The 16,255-nt window shown below is 62.1% G+C and carries 13 protein-coding genes and 1 tRNA gene; 5 read left to right on the top strand and 9 right to left on the bottom strand.

Annotated elements, in window-relative coordinates; genetic code table 11:
- Window positions 1-37 precede the first annotated feature (37 nt).
- Window positions 38-1,171 (top strand): aminotransferase class I/II-fold pyridoxal phosphate-dependent enzyme, encoded by a 1,134-nt coding sequence (locus VMW12_01860; GenBank protein ID HUZ48466.1) that lies wholly within the window; start codon window positions 38-40, stop codon window positions 1,169-1,171.
- An 8-nt stretch (window positions 1,172-1,179) separates the two neighbouring features.
- On the opposite strand, the gene VMW12_01855 is transcribed toward VMW12_01860, so the two are convergent.
- Window positions 1,180-2,427, bottom strand: coding sequence for an MFS transporter (locus VMW12_01855; GenBank protein HUZ48465.1), 1,248 nt, complete (start codon window positions 2,425-2,427; stop codon window positions 1,180-1,182).
- Between the two features lie 86 nt (window positions 2,428-2,513).
- Between VMW12_01855 and VMW12_01850 the strand changes: the two genes are divergently transcribed.
- A tRNA-Asn gene (locus VMW12_01850) sits at window positions 2,514-2,589 on the top strand.
- A gap of 813 nt (window positions 2,590-3,402) precedes the next feature.
- Here the strand turns inward: VMW12_01850 and VMW12_01845 are convergent.
- The 8 genes from VMW12_01845 to VMW12_01810 form a co-directional block, all read right to left on the bottom strand.
- Window positions 3,403-3,642 (bottom strand): acyl carrier protein, encoded by a 240-nt coding sequence (locus VMW12_01845; GenBank protein HUZ48464.1) that lies wholly within the window; start codon window positions 3,640-3,642, stop codon window positions 3,403-3,405.
- Window positions 3,639-4,769, bottom strand: a complete 1,131-nt coding sequence (locus tag VMW12_01840) for a dihydrolipoamide acetyltransferase family protein (protein HUZ48463.1) — start codon at window positions 4,767-4,769, stop codon at window positions 3,639-3,641. The genes VMW12_01845 and VMW12_01840 overlap by 4 nt, the downstream gene beginning before the upstream one ends.
- Window positions 4,762-5,697, bottom strand: a complete 936-nt coding sequence (locus VMW12_01835; protein ID HUZ48462.1) for an alpha-ketoacid dehydrogenase subunit beta — start codon at window positions 5,695-5,697, stop codon at window positions 4,762-4,764. Before VMW12_01835 ends, VMW12_01840 begins: the two co-directional genes overlap by 8 nt.
- Before the next feature lie 41 nt (window positions 5,698-5,738).
- Window positions 5,739-6,716: a pyruvate dehydrogenase (acetyl-transferring) E1 component subunit alpha gene (gene pdhA / locus VMW12_01830; protein ID HUZ48461.1), complete on the bottom strand. Its 978-nt coding sequence runs from the start codon at window positions 6,714-6,716 to the stop codon at window positions 5,739-5,741.
- A gap of 1 nt (window position 6,717) precedes the next feature.
- Window positions 6,718-8,487, bottom strand: a complete 1,770-nt coding sequence (acsA, locus tag VMW12_01825; protein HUZ48460.1) for an acetate--CoA ligase — start codon at window positions 8,485-8,487, stop codon at window positions 6,718-6,720.
- Entirely contained in the window at window positions 8,480-9,613 is a 1,134-nt protein-coding gene (locus VMW12_01820; GenBank protein HUZ48459.1) for a site-2 protease family protein, read from the bottom strand. The genes acsA and VMW12_01820 overlap by 8 nt, the downstream gene beginning before the upstream one ends.
- Before the next feature lie 219 nt (window positions 9,614-9,832).
- The gene (locus tag VMW12_01815) at window positions 9,833-11,251 is read right to left on the bottom strand and encodes an MFS transporter (GenBank protein HUZ48458.1); all 1,419 of its coding nucleotides are present in this window, start codon (window positions 11,249-11,251) and stop codon (window positions 9,833-9,835) included.
- 461 nt (window positions 11,252-11,712) lie between these two features.
- Window positions 11,713-12,477 carry a GntR family transcriptional regulator gene (locus VMW12_01810; protein ID HUZ48457.1) on the bottom strand — a complete coding sequence of 255 codons (765 nt, stop codon included), beginning with the start codon at window positions 12,475-12,477 and terminating at the stop codon, window positions 11,713-11,715.
- Window positions 12,478-12,685: 208 nt separating this feature from the next.
- Here VMW12_01810 and VMW12_01805 point away from each other — a divergent pair, with 208 nt between their 5' ends.
- The 3 genes from VMW12_01805 to VMW12_01795 are packed head-to-tail and all read left to right on the top strand — an operon-like array spanning window position 12,686 to window position 16,138.
- Window positions 12,686-14,098, top strand: a complete 1,413-nt coding sequence (locus tag VMW12_01805) for an aldehyde dehydrogenase family protein (GenBank protein ID HUZ48456.1) — start codon at window positions 12,686-12,688, stop codon at window positions 14,096-14,098.
- 4 nt (window positions 14,099-14,102) lie between these two features.
- Window positions 14,103-15,263 (top strand): ATP-grasp domain-containing protein, encoded by a 1,161-nt coding sequence (locus VMW12_01800; protein ID HUZ48455.1) that lies wholly within the window; start codon window positions 14,103-14,105, stop codon window positions 15,261-15,263.
- A complete protein-coding gene (locus VMW12_01795) occupies window positions 15,260-16,138 on the top strand; it encodes a CoA-binding protein (protein HUZ48454.1) in 879 nt (292 codons plus the stop codon). The genes VMW12_01800 and VMW12_01795 overlap by 4 nt, the downstream gene beginning before the upstream one ends.
- The last annotated feature ends 117 nt before the right edge of the window (window positions 16,139-16,255 follow it).

The raw sequence follows: 16,255 nt of genomic DNA, 5'->3' as shown, positions 1-16,255 counted from the left end.
CTATTTTCTACCGATGTATCGCGCGAGGTGAAGCTGCATGCCGACGCCGTTGGGAGTCTTCCGGCTCGAGGAGTACCTCGGGCATTGGGAGTTTCGCGCGCGCTATCACCTGACCGCGTCGGACGCGCAGAGTAGCACGGTAAGCGAACTGCTCGCATGCGCAGACGATGGGGACCGCGACGCTTGGGAGCGGCTCTCGTTGCAGTACGTGGAGGTTGAAGGCGGCCGGGCCCTGCGCGAGACCATCGCTTCGACATACGAAAGCATCGAGCCGGACGACGTGCTGTGCTTCGCGGGCGCGCAGGAGGGCCTGTGGTGCCTGATGCACGCGCTGCTAGGCACGGGCGACCACGCGATCGTTACGGTGCCGAACTACCAGTCGATGGAATCGATCCCGCTCTCGCTCTGCGATGTCTCCGGGATCGCGTTGCGTGAGGACGTGCGATGGACGCTCGACTTGGACGAACTCCGCACGCGCATCCGCCCGAATACGAAGCTGGTCGCGACAAACTTTCCGAACAATCCGACCGGTGCCATCCCGACGCGGGCGGATTTTCGGGAGATGGTTGAAATGGCCGCGGAGCGCGGCATCCATTTCTTGAGCGATGAGGTGTATCGCGGCCTTGAGCCGGACGATGCCCGGCGCTTGCCGCAGGCGGCGGATGTGTACGAGCGCGCGATTTCGCTGGGCGTGATGTCGAAAGCGTACGGGCTGCCGGGCCTTCGCGTGGGATGGATTGCCTGCCGCGATCGCGAGCTGCTCGCGCGCATGGCGCGGCTCAAGCACTACCTTTCGATCTGCAATGCGGCGCCGAGCGAACTGCTCGCGCGCATCGCGCTCAAGGCACGCGAACGCTTGCTCGCGCGCAATCGCCGGATTGTGGCGGAGAATCTCTTGCTGCTCGACGCATTCTTTGCCCGGCACGGCGATCTGTTTGAGTGGCGCGCTCCCGATGGGGGCTGCGTCGCATTTCCCCGCTACCTCGGCGCCGACGGCGTCGACGCGTTCTGTACGCGACTGGTGGAGGAGCATGGCATTTTGCTGTTGCCGGCGAGCATCTATCGCTCGGAATTGGCGCCGGTTCCCAGCGATCGCTTTCGCATCGGGATCGGCCGTTACGGCATGGCCGAGGCGCTCGATGCCTTCGACCGCGCACTCGAAACGGCGTAGATGCAGCCTTAACGAGACTCGCGGCGGATCGTCGGTGACGCGAGCGCGACGAACGCGATCGCGACGTACCCGACCGCGCTGATCGACATCGCCAGATGCGCGCCATACCGGTCGGCGACCCAGCCTGAAAACAGCACGCCGGGCGCCATGCCGATGAGCACGACCAACCGAATCGCGCCGAAGACGCGGCCTACCAATTCGCCGGGCAGAATGCGCAAACGCCACCCGATAATCTGCCCGACCTCGAATTGCGCGAGAGCGTTGGAGGCCGCCCAACAGAGCCCGGCCAGCCACATCGAGCGCGCGAAGATGATCGGCAAAAACAGCAACGCATCGATGACGTATGCGATAGTGATCGCGCGGCCGAACGGCCAGCGCCGATCGAAGTGTCCCGCGGCGAGCGAGCCGATCAATGCGCCGAGCGCGTTCATGCCGAAGATGATGCCGATGTCGCGATCGCTCGCACCGAAATCGCGCTTGAAGAACGGGATCAAGATCGCATACCCGGCATAACCGAGCGTATTGAGCGCAAAGCCGATCACCGTCAGCGCGCGCATCGCGCGATCGTTGAAGAGATGCAGCATGCCGATCTTCAAATCGCCGCGCAACTCGCTCCAGGTCGGCACGCCCTTCGGCTGGTCCGGACCGAGCGAGGGAACGAACGCGAGCGAGACCTGGCTGCCCAGATAGGTCATCGCATTGATGGCGAGCGCCGGCAGCGGACCGAAGAAGCTGAAGAGCGCGCCCCCGATGACTGGGGTGACTAGGTTGGTGGTGTTCTCGGCCGCAAGGAGCGCCGATGTTGCGCGCGTCGCGCCTTCCTTGCCGACCAGGTACGGGATCGACGCGGATTGGCCGCCCATGAAGAAGGCCGCGCTGATGGAGATGATCGCAAGGCCGCAGTAGATCATCGGGACGGTGAGCACGTGGAGGGCGTAGGTAACCGTGAACGCCGCCATCACGGCAAAGCGCACCATATCGCACAGGATCATCAGCCGCCGCCGATCGACCCGGTCGGCGAGCGAGCCGCCCACCATGGCGAAGATGGCAAACGGCACGACCTCGGCCACCAGCGAGCCGCCCGTCGAAAGGGCCGACTTCGTCAGATGGAACACCAGCAGCGGGACGGCAAGCAGCCGCAGCCCATCCCCTACGTACGAGAGGGCCTGGCCCAGGAAATACCGTGCGAAAGCGGGCGAGCTAAAGACGCCGCGCCGCGGACCACCCGAAAGCATAGTCTGTGATGTATATCGCACCTTGACAGACCCGGTCAAGCTCGGTAAAAGGATGAGAGCCGCCAAGAGCCAATATCGCTCGGCCCGCGTTCGTCCCGCGGATGTAATCCCGGTTAGCTCAGTTGGTAGAGCAATTGACTGTTAATCAATGGGTCGCTGGTTCGAGTCCAGCACCGGGAGCCAATTCAAAAAAGGCCCGTCTTAAGTACGGGCCTTTTTTTGCGCATACAGTTTCGACCTATAGATTTGGTGCAGAGAGAAGGCGGCCGCGAAGACAATCACTGAGCCGCGACGATGATTGCACCGCCATAACGAGCCCGTCCGGGAAACAATCGCGGCAGGTTCGTTTGCGCGGGTCTCGTGGCCGACTCCGCAGCTATTACGTCGGCATCTCAGCAGCGCACGTCGCACAACACGCGCTCAGGGCCACGCCGACGAAGGAAGAACGCGCTTTTGCCGGCGCGAAGTCGAGAGCGTGACCCCATTTGAAATATTCCCTTGGGACTCCCATCGTCACTCGCTTGAAGAAATCACCGAGCTCTTACATCGCGCCTACGCCCCACTCGCCGCCGAGGGGTTGAACTATGTTGCGGCTACTCAAAATGTGGGCACAACGGGGCGCCGTCTAAGCAGCGCGACGATGGCCTGGACTGCTAAATGTAGCGATGCGATAGTGGGAACCATCGCTTACTATGCAGAGCGGCGATTTGCTTCAGAACCGGAATACTACGGGCGCTCCGACGTTGGGCATTTCGGGCAGTTTGCGGTCGAACCAAGACTCCATGGGGAAGGGGTAGGGCGCGCTCTTCTGCGAGCGGTTGAAGAGTATGCACGGAGTCATGGAAAGATGTACCTGTCGTGCGACACTGCGCGGGACGCCACGACCTTAATAGACTATTACAAGCGCAAGGGGTTCCTAGAAGTCGCTCGGCAGCAGTGGTCGCACGCCATGTACGAAAGCGTAGTCCTAAGTAAACACCTTGGCTGATGTCCAAGTTACGACGCGGTGAGATATTCTGTGAGAGTTTGGAGCGTTCGAACGCGGCCGTAGTCGGATTCGGGGATGTCCACTCCAAGGCGATCGTGGAGCGCGTTTAGCAGGTTGAGGAAATCGAACGAGTCGATGTCCAGCGCTTCGCGTAGATCGGCGGTCGGGGCGAGGGCGTCAAGGTCGGCTTCGGGGGCGAAGCGGTGCAGAATGTCACGCACGGCTTCGCGGATCTCGGTCGCGTTCATCCCGGCTGCACCTGTAGTATGTAGCGTTCGAGGGCGGAGAGAAAGCGCGCGCCGCGGTGCCCATCGGTCGCGCGATGGTCCGCAGCGAGCGTCGCGCTGAGGATCGGGCGAATACCGATCATGCCGTTCTCGGCCCACGGGCGTTCGACGATCTTGCCGAATCCCACGAGCGCGAGCTGCGGCGGATAGATGATTCCGTAAACGCTCTCGACGCCGAGATCGCCGAGGTTGGTCACGGTGATCGTCGAGTCAACGAGATCGGAGCTTCGCATGGAGCCGCTACGAGCGCGCGTGATGAGATCGCGCATCGCTTCCATGATCTCATCGAGCGATTTTGCGTCGGCATCGTGGATGGCCGGGATCACGAGCCCGCCCTGACGTAGTGCGATCGCCATGCCGACGTTGATGCGCTCGCTCTGGTGCGGCTCGTCGTCGATCCAATACCCGTTGAGTTCCGGGACCTCGGCGAGCGCGGTTGCCACGGCCTTGAACAACAGCGCGGCAGGCAGCAACCGCTCTTTGACCGAGCGGCGCAGGTTTATCGTTTCGAGCGCACGCTGGGCGTTCGAGAAGTCGATGTGCGTCTCGAGGTAGTAATGCGGAATCTCGCGATTCGACCGCGTCATCGCCGCTGCAATCGCACGCCGCATGCCGGCGCCTTCCGATGGTTGCGGCGCAGGCGGTTGTGGCGCGGGCGCTGCGGGTGGCACGGGGGCCGCGGGCCCCGGACGTACCTCAGCTTGTTTCGCGACGCGCTCGACGTCGGCGCGCTCGACGACGCCGTGCGGGCCGCTGCCGGCGATCGTCGCTAGATCGAGCCGGTACTCGCGCGCAAGACGCCGCGCCATCGGTGACGCGCGAACGAGAGCGGGAGCTTTGGCCGGCGCTTCGGCTTCGCCGCGAATGAGGGCCAGCGGCGTACCGACCGGTACTTTCGCTCCGGGCTGCACGATCAACCGGTCGACGATGCCGCTTTCAAATACTTCGATTTCGACGTTAGCTTTGTCGGTTTCCACGACGCCGATCGTATCGCCGCTGTTCACATGGTCGCCGGGTTTTACGTCCCAGCGTGTAAGCGTTCCGGCAGCCATATCGGCGCCCAGGCTCGGCATGCGGAACTCACCCACCGGCGTGACTCACGAGCGACCTGACGGTAGCGACGATCGTTTCGGCCTGCGGAAGCGCGGCATCTTCGAGTTGTTTCGCGTAGGGCATCGGCACCTCGGCGCTGCAGACGCGCGCGATCGGCGCGTCGAGATCGTAGAACGCCGCTTCAACGATCCGGGCGCAGATCTCGGCGGAGATGCTGCCGCTCTTCCATCCTTCGTCGACGATCGCGGCGCGGTGCGTTCGCTTTACGGACTCCACGATCGTGCGTTCGTCGAGGGGTCGAAGGCTCCGCAGGTCGATCACCTCCGCCTCGATCCCATCTTGCGCGAGCGTTTCGGCTGCGGCGAGCGCCTTCCATAGCGTCGCTCCGTAGGTGATGATGCTGACGTCTCGGCCGGCGCGCCGAATGCTCGCGCTCGAGATATCCACCGCCCCCGCATCGGGGGCAAGTTCGCCCTCCATGTTGTAGAGCGTCCCATGTTCGAAGATCAGCACCGGGTCGGGATCGGCGAGGGCGGTTGCCAGCATACCGCGCGCATCTGCGAGCGTTGCCGGCGTGAGAATCTTGAGCCCCGGAATGTGCGCGTACCAGCCTTCGAGGCTGTGCGAGTGCTGCGCACCCATTTGGCGCGCCCCGCCGGTGCCCATGCGAATCACGAGCGGAACGTTGAATTGCCCGCCGGACATGTAGAGGTAACTCGCGGCGTTGTCGACGATCTGATCGAGCGCGAGCAGGCTGAAGTTCGCCGTGGTGATTTCCACGATCGGTCGCATGCCTGCGAGCGCCGCACCGATGCCCGCGCCGACGTAGGCCGATTCCGAGAGCGGCGTGTCGCGGATGCGCTCCGGGCCGAACTCGTCGATAAAGCCTTTGCTGACTGCGAAGTATCCGCCGTAGCGTCCGACGTCTTCGCCCATCAGAAATACGCGTTCGTCGCTTTGCATCGCCTCATGGATAGCCGCGCGAACGGCCTCGCGATAAGTGCTCACGCCGGTTGCTCCGAGTACACAAAACGCGTGAGCGTTTCCGGGGGCTCCAGCGTTCCGGCATCCGCGTAGGCGACGGCGTCGCGGACGATGCCGGCGATCTCGCTCTCGAGGCGAGCGATATCGTCGTCGTTGCATTCGCCGCGGCTTTTGAGGCGCGCGATCAGCATTGGGATCGGGTCGCGTTTTTTCCACTCTTCGACCTCGGCCTTGGAGCGATAGAGTTGCGGATCGGCGGTGGAATGGCCGTGAAATCGGTAGGTACGGCACTCGAGAAAGTACGGGCCATGGTGTTCGCGCACCGATGCTGCGGCGGTTTGCGCCGCCGCTTCAACCGCTTCGACGTCCATACCGTCGACGAACGCGGAAGCGATGCCGTACGACGCGGCCTTCTGGTGAATGTCGGTCACCGATTCGGAGAGATCGAGGCGCGTACCCATCGCGTAATAGTTGTTCTCGCAGACGAACAGTACGGGGAGCTTCCAGAGCGCCGCAAGATTCATCGACTCGTGAAACTCGCCCTCTGCGACCGCACCTTCGCCGAAGAAGCAGCAGCAGATCGCCGGTCGGTTGCGCAGCTGGGCCGCGAGTGCGAACCCGAGTGCGAGCGGAATGCCTCCGCCGACGATCGCGTTGCCGCCGTAGAAGTTCGTCGCACGGTCGAAAATGTGCATCGATCCGCCGCGGCCGTGGCTGCAGCCCTCCTGTTTGCCGTACATCTCGGCCATGATCGGGCCCGGAGCGATTCCTCGCGCGAGGGCATGGCCGTGTTCGCGATACGTCGAGATCACGACGTCTTCGGCGACGAGCGTCTGCATAACGCCGACGCCAACCGCTTCCTCCCCGACGTACAGATGAAGGAACCCGCGGATTTTTTGCTCCGCATACGATTGCGCGCATCGTTCTTCGAAACGCCGGATGAGCAGCATTTCGCGAAGGAGCGCGAGGCCGTGTTTGACCGCCGGCGTTTCGAGCATTTTACGTGCCTTCCAAGGTGGAGACGTCGCCGGTGGGAAGCCCCAGCTCGCGCGCTTTGAGCAGCCGCCGCATCAGCTTGCCGCTGCGCGTGCGCGGGATCTGCGCGATGAATTCGAGCTCTTTGGGCGCCACGACCGATCCCAGGCGCGTTCGTGCGAAACCCAAGATATCGAGCGATAATTGCTCGTTTCCAACATGCTCGGGTTTGAGCACGACAAAGGCTTTGACCAGTTCGCCGATCGTCGCTTCGGGTTTGCCGATCACCGCCGCCTCGGCGACCGCGGGGTGCTCCATCAATACGCTCTCGACTTCGAACGGGCCGACCATATGCCCGGCGGTTTTGATGATGTCGTCGGCGCGACCGACGAACGTGAAGTATCCATCGGCATCGCGGCGCGCGAGATCTCCCGTCAGATACCAACCGTCGACAAAACATTTCGCGTAGCGCGCATCGTCGTGGAGGTAGCCGCGAAACATCGAGGGCCAGCCGGGGCGCAGCGCGAGTTCGCCCTCGGCGTCCGGCTCGGTTACAGCTTCAATCGTATCACCCGCAGCGCGACGAACGATTCCCGCTTCGATTCCCGGCACCGGGCGTCCCATCGATCCGGGACGGATTTCCATCGAGGGATAGTTTGCGATCATGATGCCGCCGGTTTCGGTTTGCCACCAATTATCGTGAATGGGCAGGCCGAGCGTCTGTTGCCCCCAGAGCACCGCCGATGGATTGAGCGGTTCGCCCACGCTCGCGACGAAGCGTAGCCGCCGCAGATCGTAGGCCGTTCTTGGTTCGATCGGCGAACGCATCAGCATGCGGACGGCGGTCGGAGCGGTATACCAAACGCTCACCGCTTCTGCCGCGAGGGTTCGGTACCAGCGCTCGCTATCGAACTCCCCCTCGTCGCTGAGGTTCGTAACGCCGTGCAAGAGCGGTGCGATCATGCCGTACGACGTTCCGGTGACCCAGCCCGGATCGGCCGTACACCAATACACGTCGTCCGGATGCAGATCCAGTACGTACTTTCCGGTGATGTAATGCATCACCACCGCCTCGTGAACGTGAATTGCTCCCTTGGGCATGCCGGTGGTTCCGCTCGTGAAATGTAACAACGCCATGTCGCTCGGCTCGGTGCGGGGAATGGCGAACTCAGGCGACGCGTCCTGCAACAGTTTCGCGAACGACCACACACCGTCGCCGACATGATCTTCGATATCGGTGATGAGATAGTGCTGCAACTGCGGCAGCCGCAGCCGCAATGCGGCGACGTGTTTCTGATAGAGCCGGTACGAGGTGACGAGCACTCTCGCATCGCCGCGTTCGAGGCGTTGCGCGAGCGGCTCGGGGCCGAACGCGGAGAACAACGGGCAGAAGACACTCGTATTCTTGAGCGTTCCCAACGCGGCGATGGTGTGTTCCGGCACGCGGCCGGTCAACGCAAACACGCGCTCTCCTTTGCCGATGCCTAGCGTGCGCAGCGCGTTTGCGAACCGATTGGTGAGGGCGCGCAGGTCGGCAAAGGTAATGTCGCGCCGCTCGCCGCGCTTGCCCAGCCACCGGAGCGCGACGTGCGCCGCGAGCGGGCCTTCGGCTTGGCGATCGACGGCGAGATCGGCGATGTTGACGCCCGCAGCGCGCGGGGAAGACAACAGTTCCTTCCACGCGGCGTCCCATCGAAAGGACGCGCAGGTCTGCGCGTAATCGAGCATGTTCGGCGTCACCGCGACGCCGGCACGTTTGGAGATCGGCGCCCACGTCGCGCTCGCGTTAGACACGGCTGCCTCGATGCGAATCTACGCGCGCGCCCAGACGCGCGCGCTCCAAGTCGAACGCAACGGCCCGGCGGATGGTCTCGATCGAAACGAAGCCGAACAGCTCGCCGGCGGGGTTCATGACCGGCAGTTGGTGGAAGCCCGAACTCGAGAGCTGTTTCATTGCGTCGAGCGCATTGGTGTCCGCGTCGACATGCGCGAGTTGCGCCACGGGAGTCATGATCGACGTGACGGTACACGTGCCGTTTTGCGGCGCGGCTTTAGCAAAATCGCTCAACGATACGAGGCCGAGCACCGTCGTTCCGGACGCCACGGGAACGGCGCGGCGCCGCGTGGCCTCCATCAGATCGAGTGCCGCGTCGCAAGGCGTATCGGGCGCAAGCGGATCGCCGGCTGGATCGGCGACGTCTCCACACCGCAGGAGACCGAGTGGTTCGATTTCGGTTTCGGCGATGTACTGGCTCTGCGCCGTCTGCATGATGAACCAGGCAACGAGCATCGTCCATGCGCCCGCAACCGTAAAGCCCGCGACGAGTAAAAACACGCCCCACAAGCCCAGCAATACGGACATGATCGTGCCGAGCGTCCCGGCAATTTGTATCGCCTTCGTTCGGCTGTGCGTTGCGCCCCAAGCGAGCGCGTGGACGATTCGCCCGCCGTCCATCGGATACGCGGGCAGCAGGTTGAAGAAGGCGAGCACGACGTTGATCAGTGCCAAGTAGCCGAACACCTGGGCCGCGTCTCCGGCCTGCGGCAGCACGAGCCGAATTGCGCCGAAGATGCCGCCGAGGACCAGGCTGGTCAACGGCCCGGCGACAGCGATGAGGGCCTCGCTCTTTGCATCCACGCCGACGCGCTCCATCTGCGAAACGCCGCCGAAAGCAAACAGCAAGACTTCTTGCGTTTTGATGCCGTAGGCGCGCGCTACAAGCGCGTGCGCCAGTTCGTGCACGACGACGCAGGCAAAGAGCGCGAGAACCGTTATGAGGGCCGCGGGGATGCGCCAGGAAGCAGCGATCGTCCCGAATGGACCAAGGCTCGACGAGAGCGACCAAACGAGCAGCGCGAAGATGAGGAGCCAACTCCAGTCAATGAGCACCGATATCCCGAAAACGCGCCCGATCTGCACGCTTTCACTCTGGTCGTTGTTGAAGAAGACCGTATGAATACGGCGTGAAGGCTAGCGGCCGCGGCGATCTCGCTCATGCGCGAGTAGCCCGCGATCCTCAGCGCGCAGCAACGCGGAACGATCGCAACGAGCGAGCTAACCGGCATCTGAGCAGAAACGAGCCGCCGCTCCCCGGTGCGGGAGGCGGCGGCTAAGGGAACGATTCTCGAAGGGAAAAGGTCAGGCTGGCTTTGCTGCACCTACAACCTTCGTCCCGGTTTCTTCCATGCTTCGGCCCGCCGTTTCGACGCCGAAGAATATCAGCGGGAGTACGAGTGCGGCCATTGCTATGCCAAGTAAGACGAAGAGGCCGCTCGGGTGCATGATGTCAAGCATGGTCGGGATGTAGTACACCATCAGCACGCCGAGGAGAAAGCGGGTAATCACCTCGCCGGCCGCGCTACCCGTTGCACGCAAACGCGTGGGGAATTGCTCGGCCATATAGAGCTTCGGAACCGCAAAACCGCCCAGACCCAAGAACCACGCAATCACGGCAAGGACGACGAGCACCGGCGTTGAGAAGTGCTGTCCAAGTAGAATCAATGCAACTGCGGTGATCATCATAAAGAGCGAGTGAATCGGGCGTCGACCGAAACGATCGCCCAGCGCCGCGCCGAATACCGTGCCGAAGCCCGAAAGCAGCTGCAACGCGGCCGTATAGAGGAGCGCATTCGATTTGGTTTGACCCATGAGATGGAAAATCGTCGGTCCGTAGATCGTCATCGTGTAAAAGATGACGAATGGTGAGCCCAGCGCGCAGTAGGCGACGAACGCGCGCTTGAGGTATGGCTGTTGGAGGAGCGTGGCCAGCCCGACGTTGCGGTGTTCCGTAACCTTGAGTACGTCCAGTGCCTGCTGATTGACGATCGTGGTATCGTGTGGCAGATGTGCTTCATCTTCGACGCGCTCAACCAATCCACGCACGACGTCTTCGCGGCCTACTTTGAGCAGGAAGCGCGGCGACTCGGGTAGCCATTTGGCCAGAATCGGCACGAGGACGATGCAGACGCCGCCCACGAGAAATAGCGCGCGCCAGCCTGTTTCCGGACTGAATCGCAGGGCCCAAACTCCCGCCAAGCTTGGGAACATATACGCCCCGGTAAGAACGAAGTTCGCCCAGCCAACCGCAATGCCGCGATGTTTTTTGTTTACGAATTCGGCAATAAGCAAGTAGGGTGCGGGGAATACCGCGCCTTCGCCGAGCCCGGCGATGAAGCGAAGAACGGCGAGTTCTGAGATATTCGTCGCGAGGACGCCGGCGAGCGTGAAGACCGAGAATATCGCGATGCCGACGATGAGGACGCGTTTGCGCCCGAATCGATCCGCGATGCGACCGGCCGGTAACAACCCCAAGACGATGCCGAACGTGCCTGCGCTGCCGAGGAGTCCCACTTGTTTCGGGGTGAGAGCCCATGCTTGTTTGAGGAAGAGCAAAGCCGTTCCGATAATGCCGATGTCGAACGCTTCGACTAACCACACCAGCATCAAAAGGAGGATGATCAATCGTATCGTCTTGGTCATGGGCGAACGGTCGAGACGGGCGAGCAGGTTGGCCTCGTGCTCGATCGATCGGGTGTCTGCGGGAACTCCTGTACTCATCGTTGGGCTCTCCTTAAATGAGGGCACCGGCTGCGAATGCGCGGTGCCCAAGCTGGTACGGTAGAGTCGTGATTTGACGCAGGTGGTTTGGCATAGCAAAAAGCGCCCTCGTGGGCCTTTGAGTCCCACGAGATGCTCCGGGCGAGATGGTGTTTGGGGATGTCAGGCACTATATCGATTGTCCGCCGGATGTAGCGGTGGACGCAGCAGCGTTCGCTGGTCGAAGAGCGCGGCGCAGAGCGAACGTTTCAAACGCCGCTCTCTCCAAGGCCGGTCGTAGCAGGCTCGTCCAGCGCAACTTGTCACCCCTGCGGACTAGTCTGAAAGACTAGCCGCCAACGGTTGAACACCCGTCCATAGTAATCCGAACATGTACGGACAAAAGTCTGATTCGATTCTAGTGAGTCCGGGTCAAGAAGTCAATCGAACCGAATCGAACCGTTCCGAAGGTCCGATGCGGGCTAGGAGAGGCCCTCGCCTCGCGAGGCACGCAGCTGAAACTGAACGCGGTCACCACGGTAAACGCTGCGACCGCATAGTGTTGGCCGGAGGTCCGCCGTCATGAAGACGACGCGGCGTTCGAGGACCGGCGTTCCGGGAGCGACCGCCAAGAGCTTCGCTTCGGCGTCGTTGGCGAGGACCGCCGAAATGGTCTGCTCCACCGTCTCCGTCCTTATTCCGGAGTGAGACTCGATCGATACGAAAAGCGACTGTTTTGCGGCGTCTTCGCGCGTGAGGTCTTGCATGCACCAATCTGGGACATACCGGTCGTCGATAACGATCGGGCCCTCGTCGGCCTCGCGGAGCCTGCGGACGTGCAGAACGCGGCTGCCGCGGGTGATCCGAAGCGTTTGTGAGATCGCCGCGGGGGGCACGATGGTTCGAAACGCCAGGATTCGCGCATGCGTGTGAAGATGCGGTTCGTGCCATTCTTGGAAAAAGCGCTCGAGCCCGTCGAGCCGCACTTCGACCGATCGAGGATCGACGACGTAGGTTCCTTTTCCTTGAATGCGCTGCACGAGACCGCGACGTACGAGTTCGTCGACGGCGCTCCGGATCGTCATTCGGCTCACGCCAAACCGGGCCATCAGGACGTTGTCCGATCCCAGCCGTCGCGGGCCGGTCCGATTGGCAAGGACCTCGGCGAGCAGAACCCGGGTTATCTGCTCGTAGAGCGGCACCGGGCCGTCGGCAACGAGTTCGGGTGGGTTTGACTTCAGCTGCATTACCGTGTACCCTGATGAGAACTTGTACGGACAGGTACTGATGACCAAAGGGGATTGCATTTTTTTGCCGCGGCAACCGTGTGCATTAGAACATTCGGCATGAGTACCCTGAAAGCCGATTCGACACTCCCCTTCGCCTTCCGTGCATAACAAGACGTGTCACGTCATTTTTTTTGTATCATCTCGGCGCGCTCGTAGAGGTTGACGCATGCTCGTAGACACCCTATCGATACCGGCAATCGTTGCAGACGTTATCCGTCGCGCGCGAAGGGCGCAGGACGAGGTTTCGCAATATACCCAGGAACAGGCTAACACGCTGGTGACGGCCGTAGCGTGGGCGTGTTACCACAACGCGGAGTCTCTCGCTAAGCTCGCGGTCGAGGACACGGGAATCGGCCGGTACGAAGACAAGGTTCAGAAAAATCTGCGGAAGACGTTTGGGACGTTACGCGATTTGCTGGAGCCTCGGGCGGTGTCGGTCGGAGTTATCGATCACGACGCCGCGACGAATCTCACGCGCATCGCGAAACCGATCGGCGTCGTCGCCGCCTTATGCCCATCGACCAACCCGTCGGCCACCCCCACGAATAAGGCGATGATGGCGCTCAAGGGGCTCAATGCCGTCGTCCTCGCGCCCTCGCCCAAGGGCGCCACGACGTGCGCGAAGCTGCTCGAGCTCATCCATATAGAACTGCGCAAGGTCGGTGCGCCGACGGACCTGGTGCAGATGTTACCTCCGCCGATCACCAAAGCACTCACGAACGAATTGATGGCTCAGGCGGACCTCGTCGTCGTCACCGGTTCGCAATCCAACGTGCGTAATGCCTATCGGAGCGGAACGCCCGCCATCGGGGTCGGCGCGGGAAACGTTCCGGTCATCGTCGATATCAGCGCGGACATCGACGATGCCGCCGATAAAATCGCCCGTAGCAAGACCTTCGACTATGCGACGAGTTGCTCGTCGGAGAACAGCCTGGTCATCTTGGACGCCGTGTACGAGCGCACGCTCGAAGCGTTACGGAACGAAGGCGGCTATCTCCTCAACGCCCAGCAGAAGGCGCTGCTCGAGCGAGTCATGTTTGTGAACGATAAGCTCAACCCGAGCATTACGGCCCAATCGCCGAAGCGCATTGCCGAGGTCGTTGGCTTTGACGACCCGGCCGCGCATGCGGCGCGATTCTTTCTGGTCGAGGAGACGCGCGTCGGCGACGACGCACCGCTGTCCGGCGAGAAGCTGTCGGTCGTGCTGACGCTATTCCGCGCCCCGGATTTCGACCACGCCGTCGCCCGCGTGAAGGAAATCCTCGCCTACTCCGGCGCCGGCCATTCCTGTGGGATCCATACTCGAGATGAGGCGAACGCCGACGCTCTCGCGCACCGCGTGGGCGTCGTGCGCGTACTCGTCAATCAAGCCCATTGCTTCAACAACGGCGGATCGTTCGACAACGGGTTGAATTTCACGCTCTCGATGGGATGCGGCTCCTGGGCTAAGAACAGCATCAGCGAGAACCTTTCGTACAAGCATTTCATCAACATGACGCACCTCGTGCGTACGTGCCCATCGCGCGAACCCAGCGAGAGCGAGTTATTCGGCGCATACTTAGCGCGATACGGAGCTTAATATTATGAACGTCTCCGAACACATCGGCAAAGAACTTCTTCGTCGAGCGGGTATGAATGTTCCGGCGGGCGAGCTGGTGAGCGACGCGGCGGGTGCCGGCGCGGTCGCCGAACGCTTGGGCGGCCGCGTCGTCGTAAAGGCGCAGATCGGGGCGGGCAAACGTGGGAAGGGCGGCGGCATTCGCTTCGCGATCGGCGCGACCCAGGCGCGCGAGACCGCTGCCGAGATGATCGGTAGCAGCGTAAACGGTCACGCCGTCAGCTCGCTCCTCGTAGAGGCCGCCGTTCCGATCGCGCGCGAATTCTACGCGGCGGTCATGAACGATCCGTCTAGCGGATCCGCGCGAATACTCTTCTCCACCTTCGGGGGCATGGACATCGAAGATGTGGAGCCCTCGCACATTCATCACATGACGGCCGACATCCGTAAGCCGCTATCGCTCGGCGCGATTAAAGAGCTACTCGGGCCGGCCGATGTCGGCGCCGTCAACGTGGACGCGATAGCCGGCGCGCTCGTTACGTTATACGATCTATACCTGGCGACGGACGCCGAACTCGTGGAGATCAATCCGCTGGTGCTGACGGAGGATGGCGAACTCTATGCGCTGGATTGCAAGCTCGTACTCGACGATTCGGCTAAAAAGCGGCACGAGGCGTTGTTCGCCGACGCGGCAGCTGCAGTTGGAGAGCCGGGCACGGAACTCGAGCGGCGCGCGCGTGCGTTGGGCCTGTTATACATCGAACTCGAGGGCGACGTCGCAATCCTTGCTAATGGCGCCGGCTTGACGATGACCTCCATGGACGTCGTCGCACATTACGGCGGGCGGCCTGCGAATTTTATGGAGATTGGCGGCGATGCGTATACCAAGGCGAAGCCCGCGCTCGAAATCGTCTTAGCGAATCCCAACGTCCGAAGTTTGCTGGTTAATTTCTGCGGTGCGTTCGCGCAGACGGACGTGATGGCACGCGGTGTCGTCGACGCTATCCAGTCGCTCCGTCCGACGATCCCCATGGCATTTTCGATTCACGGGACCGGGGAAGAAGCCGCAATAGCGATCGTACGCGACGAGTTGGGTATCGAGCCGTACGATTCGATGGACGATGCGGTGCGCGCCGCGATTTCCGCTGCCGCAGAACATCGGGCGTTCGTGGAGGTACCACAATGATTCTTCGCGCGCAGCACACGGTTCTCGTTCAGGGTATTACCGGAAAGCAGGCCACGTTCTGGACCGAGCGGATGCGGGCAAGCGGAACGCAAATCGTCGCAGGCTCGTCGCCCGGTAAGGGCGGCACGACGCATCTGGGCGTCCCGGTCTACAATTCCGCTCGGGATGCGGCGCGATCGCACCAGATCGATTTCAGCGTTCTTTTTACTCCGCCATACGCAACCAAAGACGCCGTCACGGATGCGCTGGATGCCGGAATATCCAACATCGTCGTACTCTCCGAACATATTCCCGTCCACGACGTCATGTGGTTTTTGGCGGACGCACGCGATCGTGACGCGCGCGTCTTCGGCCCAAATACTGCAGGGCTCGTAACGCCGGGCGAAGCATCGCTGGGCATTATGCCGAGCCTTTCGACAACGATTTTCGCACCGGGTTCGATCGGCGTCATTTCCCGTAGCGGCAGCCTCGGTACGCTTGTCTGCCTGAATCTCACCCGCGATGGTTTTGGGCAGTCTGCATTTTTGGGAATCGGTGGCGATCCGTTCATCGGTACGACCACGCGCGACGCCTTGATGATGCTGGATCGCGATTCGCATACGAAGGCGATCGTTCTCATCGGCGAGCTCGGCGGATCGATGGAAGAGGAGGCGGCCGAGTATGCGGCAAGCATGGATAAACCGATTGCCGCTTTTATCGCAGGCCGTACGGCCCCGCCCGGGCGCAAGATGGGCCACGCCGGAGCCATCGTCGACGGGTCGCGGGGCAGCGGCGATTCCAAGGTTCGTGCCCTTGCCGCAGCCGGCGTATCGGTATGCGAAACGCCGAGCGGAATCGTGCCCGCACTGCGAGAGTTGCTCGTGAACGCCATGTGATCGCAACCTCGTGCGAGCCGTTGATTGCTGCGCGGTGCGCTGGGGCGCACCGCGATTGACTTTTCCAAAACGCGACCATACAATAACTCTGTCCGTACAAGTATGGACAGGTACAAA

The organism is Candidatus Dormiibacterota bacterium, assembly GCA_035532835.1.
GTDB lineage: Bacteria > Vulcanimicrobiota > Vulcanimicrobiia > Vulcanimicrobiales > Vulcanimicrobiaceae > DAHUXY01.
This window is presented reverse-complemented; position numbering and strand designations above follow the sequence as displayed.

Bases quoted from the DNA above. Each gene is read 5' to 3' on its own strand.
- VMW12_01860 (HUZ48466.1), top strand. From the start codon at position 38: ATGCCGACGCCGTTGGGAGTCTTCCGGCTCGAGGAGTACCTCGGGCAT.
- VMW12_01845 (HUZ48464.1), bottom strand. From the start codon at position 3,642: ATGAACGCGACCGAGATCCGCGAAGCCGTGCGTGACATTCTGCACCGC.
- VMW12_01835 (HUZ48462.1), bottom strand. From the start codon at position 5,697: ATGCAAAGCGACGAACGCGTATTTCTGATGGGCGAAGACGTCGGACGC.
- pdhA (HUZ48461.1), bottom strand. From the start codon at position 6,716: ATGCTCGAAACGCCGGCGGTCAAACACGGCCTCGCGCTCCTTCGCGAA.
- VMW12_01815 (HUZ48458.1), bottom strand. From the start codon at position 11,251: ATGAGTACAGGAGTTCCCGCAGACACCCGATCGATCGAGCACGAGGCC.
- VMW12_01810 (HUZ48457.1), bottom strand. From the start codon at position 12,477: ATGCAGCTGAAGTCAAACCCACCCGAACTCGTTGCCGACGGCCCGGTG.
- VMW12_01805 (HUZ48456.1), top strand. From the start codon at position 12,686: ATGCTCGTAGACACCCTATCGATACCGGCAATCGTTGCAGACGTTATC.
- VMW12_01800 (HUZ48455.1), top strand. From the start codon at position 14,103: ATGAACGTCTCCGAACACATCGGCAAAGAACTTCTTCGTCGAGCGGGT.
- VMW12_01795 (HUZ48454.1), top strand. From the start codon at position 15,260: ATGATTCTTCGCGCGCAGCACACGGTTCTCGTTCAGGGTATTACCGGA.